General features: G+C 65.9%; 10 protein-coding genes. 2 read left to right on the top strand and 8 right to left on the bottom strand.

The genetic code is table 11. From position 1 onward, the window contains the following. Window positions 1-1,437: calcium-binding protein (locus DTX69_RS22010; protein WP_119303733.1), on the top strand; the 1,437-nt coding region annotated here is incomplete at its 5' end. Window positions 1,438-1,597: 160 nt separating this feature from the next. Here the strand turns inward: DTX69_RS22010 and DTX69_RS22005 are convergent. The 8 genes from DTX69_RS22005 to DTX69_RS21970 all read right to left on the bottom strand — a co-directional run bounded on the left by DTX69_RS22005 (window position 1,598) and on the right by DTX69_RS21970 (window position 9,250). Continuing rightward, entirely contained in the window at window positions 1,598-2,569 is a 972-nt protein-coding gene (locus DTX69_RS22005) for an OmpA family protein (protein ID WP_119303732.1), read from the bottom strand. 170 nt (window positions 2,570-2,739) lie between these two features. Then, window positions 2,740-4,014: an NAD(P)/FAD-dependent oxidoreductase gene (locus DTX69_RS22000; protein WP_119303742.1), complete on the bottom strand. Its 1,275-nt coding sequence runs from the start codon at window positions 4,012-4,014 to the stop codon at window positions 2,740-2,742. A gap of 83 nt (window positions 4,015-4,097) precedes the next feature. Beyond that, window positions 4,098-4,565 carry a DoxX family protein gene (locus DTX69_RS21995; RefSeq protein WP_119303731.1) on the bottom strand — a complete coding sequence of 156 codons (468 nt, stop codon included), beginning with the start codon at window positions 4,563-4,565 and terminating at the stop codon, window positions 4,098-4,100. Beyond that, window positions 4,562-5,347 (bottom strand): hypothetical protein, encoded by a 786-nt coding sequence (locus DTX69_RS21990; protein ID WP_162917449.1) that lies wholly within the window; start codon window positions 5,345-5,347, stop codon window positions 4,562-4,564. Before DTX69_RS21990 ends, DTX69_RS21995 begins: the two co-directional genes overlap by 4 nt. A 77-nt stretch (window positions 5,348-5,424) precedes the next feature. After that, window positions 5,425-5,676 carry a BufA1 family periplasmic bufferin-type metallophore gene (locus DTX69_RS21985; protein WP_119303729.1) on the bottom strand — a complete coding sequence of 84 codons (252 nt, stop codon included), beginning with the start codon at window positions 5,674-5,676 and terminating at the stop codon, window positions 5,425-5,427. A 458-nt stretch (window positions 5,677-6,134) separates the two neighbouring features. Further along, window positions 6,135-6,389, bottom strand: coding sequence for a BufA1 family periplasmic bufferin-type metallophore (locus tag DTX69_RS21980; protein WP_119303741.1), 255 nt, complete (start codon window positions 6,387-6,389; stop codon window positions 6,135-6,137). 123 nt (window positions 6,390-6,512) lie between these two features. Continuing rightward, window positions 6,513-7,502, bottom strand: coding sequence for an SPOR domain-containing protein (locus DTX69_RS21975; RefSeq protein ID WP_119303728.1), 990 nt, complete (start codon window positions 7,500-7,502; stop codon window positions 6,513-6,515). A gap of 299 nt (window positions 7,503-7,801) precedes the next feature. Then, the gene (locus DTX69_RS21970) at window positions 7,802-9,250 is read right to left on the bottom strand and encodes a calcium-binding protein (RefSeq protein ID WP_162917448.1); all 1,449 of its coding nucleotides are present in this window, start codon (window positions 9,248-9,250) and stop codon (window positions 7,802-7,804) included. 214 nt (window positions 9,251-9,464) lie between these two features. Here DTX69_RS21970 and DTX69_RS21965 point away from each other — a divergent pair, with 214 nt between their 5' ends. Next, window positions 9,465-10,376: a LysR family transcriptional regulator gene (locus DTX69_RS21965; protein WP_162917447.1), complete on the top strand. Its 912-nt coding sequence runs from the start codon at window positions 9,465-9,467 to the stop codon at window positions 10,374-10,376. The last annotated feature ends 39 nt before the right edge of the window (window positions 10,377-10,415 follow it).

Genomic DNA, 10,415 nt, shown 5'->3' with positions numbered 1-10,415 from the left:
ACCAACGCGCTGGCGCATGACGCCGAGGTCAGCGACGACTTCACGATCTATGTCAAGGACGGGACCGACGGCGAGGCCAGCACCATTGTGAGCTTCGCCATCAGCGGCACCAACGACGCGAATGCTGCGCCGATCATCAATGCGCCAGGCCTGCTCTATTGGTCGGACGTCAACGATGGGAACATGACGCCGATCAACCGGGTCAGCTTCCAGGACGTCGACAGCACGATTGTCCAGGTCACCCTTCAGATGGATGACCCGGCTGACCTACTGACAGCGGCGGGCATCCCCGGCGTAGTAGCCGTTGTGGGGAGCGGGACTGCCACAATCACTCTTAGTGGGACTATTGATGCGATAAATGCCTTCCTGTTCTCTGGCGCAGTTCAATGGAATCCAGCCTTAGGCAACAACCAGGAAACCGGCACGCTTACCGTTACGATCGATGACCACGTCAACGATCCTGTGTCGACAACGATCAGCATCGCTGAGTTCCAGCCCAGCTTTGGTGGCGCGAGTACTGTCGACCTCTCGAGCGTGAACCTAAACGACATAGATACCGACCCGAATGCGGGGAACAGCAACGATGTGCTCACAACGTCGTGGAGTCATCAGCCCTCCACCACGACCGTGGTATACGATGGCGGAGATGGCACTGACACCGTCACCTTGGTCTTCACCCCCGATCAGCTCGCCGAGATCCTAGCGAACACTACGTTCCAGAACGACCTGCGGGCTTACTTCGACGGCAATCCGACAGGCGATGTTCTCGATCTGGACAGCAGCTCCTGGAATGCAGACGTGCAGAATTTCGAGGCGGCCCATATCTCACTGGCAACGGGATATGGGGTTGGCACCTATTCGATTGACTCGTTCTTCAACCCGCTTCCTCCGGCCGACACCTCGCCCGATGCAGATACTGACGACGATCTAGTGATCGGCACGGCGGGTGGCGACCTTCTGACTGGCGGTGCGGGTTCACTGGGTTTGAACGGCGACGATGTGTTGGTCGGACTTGCGGGCGACGACTCGCTCGGCGGTGGCTCGGGCAATGACCTCCTGCTCGGCGGCGACGGAAGCGACACACTGACTGGGGGCACAGGAATCGATGTGCTGGCCGGTGGTCGAGGCGGGGATACCTATGTCCTCAAGGCCGGCGACAATACGGTTGCGAACGCAGACTTGATCCTCGACTACAGCTATGCCGAGGGCGACAAGATCGATCTCAGCGATCTGCTCGATGCCAATTTCGATCCGGGCGACGACCTCACCGGTTTCGTGCGTCTGCAGCAATCTGGATCGGACATCGTGGTGCAAGTGGACACAGACGGTGGGGGCGATGGGTTCCAGACCGTCGCCACTCTGGTGAACTACGGTACCGCCGGTGCCGATCCAGTTCGTTTGACGTTTGAATCAGCGGACCACGCCTTAGCCGTATGAATGTCGGGCGGTGCCGGTAGGCGCCGCCCTCTACATCTCTCATTCGACCAGCGATCCCGCGTGGCGTAGCGGAACGGCTTCGCATTCTTGCTGCTGGCGATCCACCAGCGCAGCGCTCGGCGGCCGCGCCGTCTCATGCGCAGCCGCCGAGCGCGTACCGTCAGAACCGAAACCCGTATCCGATCGTGGCCGCGACCACCCCGTCGCCGGCATCGCGATCGAACAGCATGTCGTAGGCAACCTTCGCGTTGAAGGCGCCGGCGGTGATGCCGATCTCCGGTCCGGCAAAGAAGTCGTCGTCGATGCCAGACCCGTAGAGATAACCGACATTGCCGCCGAGGTACGGGACCACGTCGTCGCGGCCGAGGAGGAGGTTGACGCTCGCCGCGCTGCGACCGCCGAAACCGTCATTCTCGGTGCTGAAGTGATAGAAGCCCGCCTGTTCGAGGCCCGCGCTCACCCACGGACCGAAAGCGTAGTCCAGGCTGAAGTTCAGACCGGCCAGGTGGCTCGACCCGCCATTCTGGTCCTCGATGTTGTAGCCGTAGAACGGCCCCACGCTGAACAGGCCGCGCTCTTCTTCAGGCGGCGGGGGCGTCGGTTCGGGGGCAGCAGCAACCGGCGGCGCCGGTTCGGGCGGAGGGGCCGGCTCCGGCGGTGGCGGCGCTTCAACTGCGATCTCCACCCGTCGGTTCTCCGCTTCGGGGACCTCGTCACCGGTCTGAACCGCAGGATCCGTCTCGCCGAGCGCCTCCCCGGTGATCGCGCCAGCCGGCACACCCAGCCGGACCAGCTCATCCGTGACCGCCTGCTCCCGCCGCTCGGAGAGCGCCTGATTGTACTCCGCGTCGCCCGAGGTATCCGTGTGGCCGCGGACGGAAATCCTGGTTGACCCCGTGCGCTGATATTCCTGTGCGGCGCTTGCGACGGTGGCGCGCGCCTGATCGTCCAGCGTGGCGTCATCGAGCGCAAAGTAGACCACGAACTCGCGAGTCTGGTTCTGCGCGACCAGTGTGCCTGCTGGCTGCGACGGTCCGGGGACGGCATCGCTTTGCGCAAGACCCACACTCGGGCTGCATACCACTGCGAGCGAGAGCGCGAGCAACGGCAAACTCATGGCTCGTTCGTACATTTCACCCTCCAGATGTGCAGGAACCCACCGGCTCGTGAACACGCGCTTGCAAGCTGGCGTTGCCTTGGAACCTGGAGAAATGCTGCCAAATGGGGATTAGTGGCGTACGAGCAACAGGGCCTATCCGGCTACGCCGTTGCGCCGTCGCGCGTTCGCGAAGGAATCTGCCCCTACATCTCCCCTTCGCCGCCCGTGATCAGGCGCGCGCCACGGCGGAAGGTGAAATAGGACCAGAGCCACTGCAGCGCGACGATGAAGCGGCTGCGGAAGTCGATCAGGAAATAGATATGGGCGATGCCCCACAGCCACCAGGCGAGCCAGCCTTTGACCTTGAGCCAGCCGAAGTCGGCGATCGCCGCGCTGCGGCCGATCGTGGCGAGCGATCCGGCGTGGCGATAGCGGAACGGCCGCTCCTCCGTCCGGCCTGCGAGCCGCGCCGCGATCACGCGCCCCGCATGGGCGCCCATCTGTTTCGCGGCGGGCGCAATGCCGGGCACCGGCTGGCCTTTCGGATCCAGCACGAGCGCCGTGTCGCCGACGACGAAAATGTCGGGATGGCCCGGCACGGTGAGGTCCTTGGCGACGATGACGCGCCCGGCGCGATCCTTCTCCGCGCCCAGCCACTTGGCCGCAGGCGAGGCCTGCACGCCAGCGGCCCAGACGATGGTGCGCGCCGGCAGCCGCTCGCCGCCGTACACGATGCCGCCCTCGTCGCACTGCTCGACCGCGCGGCCAAGCTGCACCTCCACGCCTAGCTTCACCAGCGCCTTGCGCGCATGCTCGGCGAGGTCTTCCGGAAACGCCGGCAGCAGGCGCGGGCCGGCTTCGATCAGCACGATGCGCGCCTGTGTGGGATCGATGACGCGGAACTCGTCCGCCAGCGCCCAGTGCGCCACCTCGCCGATCGCGCCCGCCATCTCGACTCCGGTGGCGCCGCCGCCGATCACCACGAACGTCAGCAGCGCCTTGCGCGCCTCTGGATCATCGATCGCCTCGGCGCGCTCGAACGCCAGCAAGATGCGCCGACGGATGTCCGTCGCGTCCTCGATCTTTTTGAGGCCTGGGGCGCAGCCCTCCCAATCATCGTGGCCGAAATAGGCATGGCGCGCCCCGGTCGCGACGATCAGGTAATCGAACGCCTCCGTGCGCCCGTCCTGCAGCAGCACGCGCTTGGCAGCCGCATCGATGCCGGTGACGCGCGCCATCAGCACGCGCGCATTCTTCTGCCGGCTGAGGATCGAGCGGATCGGGCTCGCGATCTCTGCCGGCGAGAGCGCGGCGGTCGCAACCTGATAGAGCAGGGGCTGGAACAGATGATAGTTGCGCCGGTCGATCACCACCACGTCGCACGGCGCGTTGCGCAGCGCCTTGGCCGCCGAAAGCCCGCCGAACCCCGCGCCGAGAATGAGCACCCGCGGCCGCACCTTGTCGCCGTTGACTGCCATGCTCCCCTTCCGCTTCAGGACCCCGCTATCCATGGTGACCGCGCCGTGGGGGAATGGCAATGGACCTTAAGGCGAACGCGTGTCTAGGCGTGCACGTGCATCCCTGCATCGTTGCGGCCGAACCGCCGTACCAGCAGCGCGTCGAGCGAGATCACGCCCGGCCCGCGCGCCAGCAGCAGGCCCAGGAGCGTGATCCAGATGAGATGGTCCGGCCAGCTGGTCGGATAGACGAAGATCTGGATGAAGAAGGCCATGCCGATCAGCGGCAGTGTCGCCAGCCGTGTCAGCAGTCCGGCGAGGATCAGCGCCGGCATGGCAAGCTCGAGCGCCGTCGCCAGATAGGCCATGGGCGCGGCGGGCAGGAACGGCAGGGTCTTGAGATACTCGTCCTGGAACAGCGCGATGGTCAGGTCGAAATTGGCGAGCTTGGTGCGGGCCGCGCGCCAGAAGATGGTGGCGATCGCCACGCGCGCCAGCAGCGCGACCGCGCTGTAGGGAATCCGCTCCGCGAGGTCGCGGAAGCGGCGGGCCTGGTAGATGAGGGCGGTCATGGCATCACCTCGTCATTGTCGTGTGTGGTCGCTTCATGCGCAGGATGCAGCTCCACATCGATGACGGCGCCCGCCATCAGCAACGGAAGCAGGGACTGGATCGGATCGAAGGCGACGTCATGGCGCGCCGCGTCGCTCGCCTGCCGCAATGTCGCGCCGCTCTGCAACGCCTGCTCGAAGGCGAACAAGGCAGGGCTCAGCCTCTCCGCAACGATGCGCCCGTGCTCGGGCGACAGGCGGAGCCGGGTTGGACGCGGCAAGGGCGGCGGCACGATCGCCGCGTCGTGGAGCAGCGCGCTGCGCCAGTGATCCGCGGCGGAATTCACTGCGAGCCACTGCCAGGCCGGATGAAACACCAGCGTCAGATCGGGATGGCTGCGCAGCAACGCCGGCGGCAGGCAGCACGGGCCGATGCTGCGCGCTGCCGGCGCGCGCTCGCTGACGCTGAGCGCAAGCTCCAGCCGCGCCAGGTCGACCAGCGCCGCGGTGGCGCGGCCATAGCGATGCTGCGCCAGGAAATCGGGCAGGTCGCGCAGATGGCGCGCGCCGCGCCGGAAATCGCTCAGCAGCTGGCGGAAGGCCGCGCTGCCCAGCGCCCGCTCGAGGCCTGAGAAATCCTCCGCCCGGATCGCGATCTCGCGCGGCTGAGCATGTGGCGCCTGTCGGACCGGCGCGCTCGGCGGCAGGCAATATTCCGCGCGGATCGAGGCCAGGATGTGATCCGGCGTCGGCCCGGCGATCCCGTGATGCACGCAGTCGCGAAAATCGATCTTGGTCGGCACGGTCGACACCTGCGCAGAGGTGGAGAGCCAGCGCGGTGGCGACTCAGTGGCCGCTGCCGCGCCGCTCAATAACAGGCTTAGCTCTGCTTCGGCTGGAGGCTGCCGCCGTTGATCTTCGTGCAGGTGCCGGCGGGCACGTAGATCCAGGCGTCACCACGGCCCGCCTGGGCCGCAGTGCCGGCGCAGGAACTGCTGGCCGTCTGGCAGTCGTTCTGGCCGGCGGCTGCGATGCCGTAGCACTTCTCGTTGTCCGCCGCGGCGGCAGTGCCGACGACCGGAGCGGTGAGGGCGGCGGCAACGGCGCCGGCGAGAATCAGGGAGGTCTTCATGGATCGGGGTCTCCTTGCGTTTGAGAGTGATTCGATCGGCAGGCGATGCTTTCGGCACCTGCCGTCATCTCAAGCTAGCGACCCCGCGCAGTCCGCTAAAATGCCGTGTTCGCATCCACTTCATAATGACACGGCATCGGGACGAGAGCGCGATCACAAGGGCGCGAGACTCCACACCTCCCATAAGGGCGCGCCCCTCTCCCCTCGAGGGAGAGGGCTGCGCAGCCTTAGCGAACGAAATGAGCTTAGGCGGAGCTGGGTGAGGGGGGCCGCGCCAAAAGGCGCGCAGCGCGCGAGCGCTACGAGTGCGAACTGCATCGCTGCTTCTTGCGCTCTAGCGCGCGCCTACCGGGCGCGCTACCTCTCATCCAGCTCCGCCTAGGTTCGCTGGCGCTCACCAAGGCTTCGCAACCTTCTCCCTCAAGGGGAGAAGGGACTCTCTTGAAGAGCTATCGGATCTAGCCCTGCTTCGGCTCGAGGCTGCCGCCGTTGATTTTCTGGCAGGTGCCGGTCGGCACGTAGATCCAGGCATCGCCGCGGCCGGCCTCGGCCACTTGGCCGGCGCAGGAATTGCCGGCGGCTTGGCAATCATTCTGGCCCGCGGCCGCGATGCCGTAACATTTCTCGTTTTCGGCGGCCTGGGCTGCGGTCATGACCGGTCCGGAAACAGCAAAGGCGACGGCAGAGGCCAGAAGCAGCGCGTTCTTCATCATGAACTCCATTGAGGTCAGGGATCGATGGACGCCGCAGCGCGTCGCATGGACTACGTTCGTGCAGGCAAGTCTGACGCAGTCCGCCCTGCCTCGGCACTCACAAGCGCGTGAGTGCGCGGAGCCTTAGGGCTTGCCGACCACCAGGCAATCGAGCCCGGCTTCCTTCATCGCGGTGCAGCGTTCCTGGGCCGCCGCGACCGTCGCGAAGGGGCCCGTCTGCACGCGGTAGAACATGCCCTTGGTGCCGAGGTCGGCCGGCTCCACCGTGGCGGTGAGGCCGGAGAGCTGGCTGGAATATTTGCCGGACAGCTGCTTCCAGGCGGTCCACGCCGCCTCTTCGCTCGGCATCGAGACGAGCTGGATGCGCACGCCCGACGGCACCGTCTGCTGCGCCGCGGCGTTGGGTGCGGCGTCCGGTGCCTTCGCGCTCGCCACCTGCGTGGATTTCTCAGGCGTCTTCGTGTCTGTCGTCGCGGGCTTGGCAGTGGCCGTCGTCTTGTTGGTCGCGGCCGCCTCGGTCACGGTCTTGGTGGTGGCCGGCGCCGGTGTGGTCGCCTTGGCGGTCGTGGTCTCGGTGGCGGACTTCTTCGCCGCTTCCTGCGTCGCGGCTGGTTTCGCCACCGTGGTCGCAGCCGGCATCTCGGCAGGCTTGGCCTTGCTCGCCGCCGCGACCTGGGTCTGCTGGCTCGCATTCATGCGCTTCAGCACGGCGTCGCGGTTGGCTTCGGCGACAGTGCGACGCGTGCCGGCCGGCAGCGCGGTCACCGCCTTGCTGAGCCAGTCATAGGCCTTCACGTTGTCGACCTCGACGCCCAGCCCCATCGCATACATGAGGCCCAGCTGCGCCTGCGCTTCGGGGTAGTTGCCGTTGGCCGCCTTGGTCATGAGCTCGACGCCCTGCGGCACGCCGTTCGCCGGGCCGCGGCCTTCGAGATAGATCTTGGCCAGCTGGTATTGCGCCGCCGCATCGCCTGCGCTCGCCAGCGGCTGGAATTCCGCGATCGCCTTCTCGTAGTCGCCGACGGTCACCGCCGCCACGCCCTCGCTCATGCCGGCCATCGCCGGCCCCGAAAGGGCCGCCATCACAACCGCCACGCACAGGATTCGACTCATGTCTGCTCTCCTCGAGCACCCCCGGATCGCTTTGAATCGTAATCGATTCGTCCGAGTCGCAGCCAGGGGGCGAAAAGCATCGGCTGACAAGGCCTCGGGCGGCGCGGCAAACCCCTGGGTTGCGGGACCCCGACGCCTATTGCATTGGATCAAATCCCAAAACCTTTAATGAATGGCTAACCATGAATTGCGGGGAAGGGGGTGGAGGATGCCGTTTTCGTGGCTCCGTACGCGCCTTGACCCCCGACGGGATGTCGAGGGTCAAGGTGGTAGGAGTCGGGTGCTGGGTCCCAGCGGGCTCAGCCCACGAGGTCGCCGAGGTCGACCGCCGGCGGTGCCAGGATGCTGCCGTCGCTGATCCGCTGGCCCACGGCGTACGCATCGACGTTCGTCAGCTTCGCGATGAATGTCCAGCCCTCCTCGGTGGTGTTGGCGGCGAGCCACGCATGCGGCCCGTCATCGAACACCATCAAGACGTCCTCGAGGTTGAGCGGGCCGACGGCGTCGGTATCGAAGAAGCCCGTCTCGAACCAGAGCTTGTCCTCGTTGACGTTGAAGCCCGCGATCGTGTCCAGGCCGCTGTCGCCTTCTCCCCAGGCGAAGATGTCCGGGCCGGACCCGCCGTTGATCGTGTCGAGGCCGTCGCCGCCGCGCAGCTTGTCGCTGCCCGCGCCGCCGTACAGGACATCGTCGCCCTCATCGCCGCTGATCAGATCATGGCCGTCCTCGCCATAGATCGTGTCGCCGTCGTCACCGCCGTAGAGCTTGTCGTTGCCGGTGCTGGCATAGATCAGGTCGTTGCCCTCGTAGCCATAGACCGTGTCGTGGCCTGACTCGGAATACACGATGTCGTGGCCATCGAGGGCATAGACCGTATCGTTGCCGCCGCCGGTGGAGAGGCGGTTGCTGCCGAAGCTGCCGAAGACGATGTCGTTGCCGCTGCCGGTCTCGACACGCTCGATGTTGGCCAGCGTGTCGTTGCCCCAGGCGCCGGACGCGGTCCCCAGCCACAGGTTGACCGAGACGGCGCCCGATCCGGTGTAGACCACCGTGTCGGTGCCGTCGCCGCCGTCGATCGCGTCGTTGCCGGAGCCGCCCTCCAACCGGTCATTTCCGGCACCGCCGAGCAGGGTATCGTGATGCGCGCCGCCGCTCAGCTGATCCTTGCCGGAGCCCCCTTCGAGCTTGTCGTTGCCGTCGCCGCCGTTCAGGGTGTCGTGGCCGTTTCCGCCGGCCGCAAAGTCGTGGCCGGTTCCACCGCTGATCGCGTCGTTGCCATCGCCGCCTTCCAGGTGGTCGTTGCCGCTGTCGCCCGAGATGTTGTCGTTGCCGCCGTAGCCGAAGATGATGTCGTTGCCGCCGAAGCCCCAGAGGTAGTTGGCGCCGCTCGATCCGTGGATATCATCGCCGAAGTTCGAGCCGACCAGATTTTCTACGCTGTCCAGGTAGTCGTCGGCTGGAGAGCCGCTAATGCTACGATGGACGATTCCAGACTCCAGGCTGGCCTCGATCTTCACGTTGGATTGCTGATAGCTGATCGTATCCGAGCCGCTGCCGCCGTAGAAAAAGTCGTCCAGGTATCCAGTGCCGGCCACATACGGATCGTTGTTCCCGGCGATGAAGACATCGTTGCCGCCCTTTCCATAGAAGTAAGCGGTTAGAAGTGAGGCTGCTTCTTCGAAGATCACGTCGTTTCTTGACGTGCCATAGACTGATTCGTATTCAACTTCGTCCGGTGTCTTGGCCATTGGGCCCTCCATGTGGATATGTGGAAATTGACCTCGGGGGATCAGCCGTCGTCCCGAGCGGCCCTTGCCAGAGGGGTATTGGTGCCGCCATTCTCCCCAGCAGCGCGGCGAGGGCTGAATTGCCAGAAAGCGCGGCCGAAGGGGATTGCCAAAGACGGCACGGGCCCGTGCGGAAATGGGCAGACCTGTGCCGAATCGGCCGGGGACGGGGGCCATGACCAAGCTCGACAGGCTGGACTGGAACGACCTGCGCTACTTCCTGGCGGTGGCGCGGGCCGGCACGCTTGCCGGGGCCGCCCGCTTGCTCAAGGTGAAGCATTCCACCGTCGGTCGCAGGCTGACGGCACTGGAACGCGCCATCGGGGCGGCCCTGGTCATCCGTGAGAACGGCATTCAGTTGACGCCGCTCGGCGAAAGCCTCGTTTCGCGCGCGGAGGAGGTAGAACGCTCTGTCCGTGATCTGCAAGCCCGCGCCGTGTCGCAGGGAGGCTGCATCCGTGTCGCCGTACCGACAGGGTTCCTGGATCTCTTCACGCCCCACCTTGCGGAACTGCTCGCGGAAATGCGCCGCAAGCACCCGCAGACCTCGCTCGAATTCCTGAGCGCCATCCGTCCGGTCGATCTTTCCAAGGGGGAGGCTGAACTCGCGGTCCGGGTCGGTCCGGTGACGGACGAAACGCTGGTGGCGCGAAAGATCGAGGAGGTCGGGTGGTCCCTCTACGCGTCACCGGACTATCTGGCGCGCCGCCCGGCGCCTACCGACCCGCGCGATCTCTCGGGCCATGAGGTGCTCGGCTTCAACCCGGAGTTCTCCGGCCTGCCGGGTGCGAAATGGATCGCCGAGCATGGCGCCGGCGCGAACATCGCGCTTCTCCATCGCGGGATCGAGGACCTGATTGCTGCGGCCGTGGCGGGATTGGGCCTGGCGGTGCTGCCCTGCCTCGCGGGTGACCGGGAGCCGAAGCTTCAGCGCCTGACGGGTGAAATCCTGGGTCGGCAGACCCTTTCGATCGTCTACCGCCGGGAGGTGATGCTCTCGAAGCCCGTCCAGACCGTCATGCGCTTCGTTACCGATATCCTGCGCACGTACGCGCCGGTCATGCGCGGCGAGCTTGCCGGTGATTGATCGACGATTGAGCGAGAAGCCGGCGCGCCCGTCAAACGG

Source organism: Dongia deserti (assembly GCF_003574735.1).
GTDB classification, from domain to species: Bacteria; Pseudomonadota; Alphaproteobacteria; order Dongiales; family Dongiaceae; genus Dongia_A; species Dongia_A deserti.
This window is presented reverse-complemented; position numbering and strand designations above follow the sequence as displayed.

Bases quoted from the DNA above. Each gene is read 5' to 3' on its own strand.
- DTX69_RS21970 (WP_162917448.1), bottom strand. From the start codon at position 9,250: ATGGCCAAGACACCGGACGAAGTTGAATACGAATCAGTCTATGGCACG.
- DTX69_RS21995 (WP_119303731.1), bottom strand. From the start codon at position 4,565: ATGACCGCCCTCATCTACCAGGCCCGCCGCTTCCGCGACCTCGCGGAG.
- DTX69_RS22005 (WP_119303732.1), bottom strand. From the start codon at position 2,569: ATGTACGAACGAGCCATGAGTTTGCCGTTGCTCGCGCTCTCGCTCGCA.
- DTX69_RS21985 (WP_119303729.1), bottom strand. From the start codon at position 5,676: ATGAAGACCTCCCTGATTCTCGCCGGCGCCGTTGCCGCCGCCCTCACC.
- DTX69_RS21965 (WP_162917447.1), top strand. From the start codon at position 9,465: ATGACCAAGCTCGACAGGCTGGACTGGAACGACCTGCGCTACTTCCTG.
- DTX69_RS21980 (WP_119303741.1), bottom strand. From the start codon at position 6,389: ATGATGAAGAACGCGCTGCTTCTGGCCTCTGCCGTCGCCTTTGCTGTT.
- DTX69_RS22000 (WP_119303742.1), bottom strand. From the start codon at position 4,014: ATGGCAGTCAACGGCGACAAGGTGCGGCCGCGGGTGCTCATTCTCGGC.
- DTX69_RS21975 (WP_119303728.1), bottom strand. From the start codon at position 7,502: ATGAGTCGAATCCTGTGCGTGGCGGTTGTGATGGCGGCCCTTTCGGGG.